This window comes from Oleiphilus sp. HI0061, from assembly GCF_001635675.1.
Window position 1 is genome coordinate 1 of the sequence record NZ_LWFE01000746.1, and the last position, 282, is coordinate 282.

Annotated in this window: 1 protein-coding gene; it reads left to right on the top strand. The window is 39.0% G+C overall.

The window, feature by feature from the left end:
- A partial coding sequence (locus A3735_RS31810; protein WP_231882513.1) for a hypothetical protein occupies positions 1-224 on the top strand: 224 nt, incomplete at its 5' end.
- Between the last annotated feature and the right edge of the window lie 58 nt (positions 225-282).

Sequence of the window (282 nt, forward strand, 5' to 3'; positions counted from 1 at the left end):
AACATATTCATAGAGTGCATAATTTTCCTTTCCATTTAACGATAGGTGTTTTTACTGAAGAGGGAATTATGTTTCGAGAGTGCTACAAATTTATGTCTCTTTTAAGTCACTTTGGTGACGGTACTTATATGCAAGGAGTGGAGCCTTCCTGTTTCTATAGAAAAATGACTAGTCGAAACAGGAGGCGAGTTGATTTAGCCGGGCTAGAGAGCACAGAGGTTTGATAACCAGATTGTCTGATAAGGCGCTAAATCGATTGTGTTATCAGCTTTGCTAAGCTCT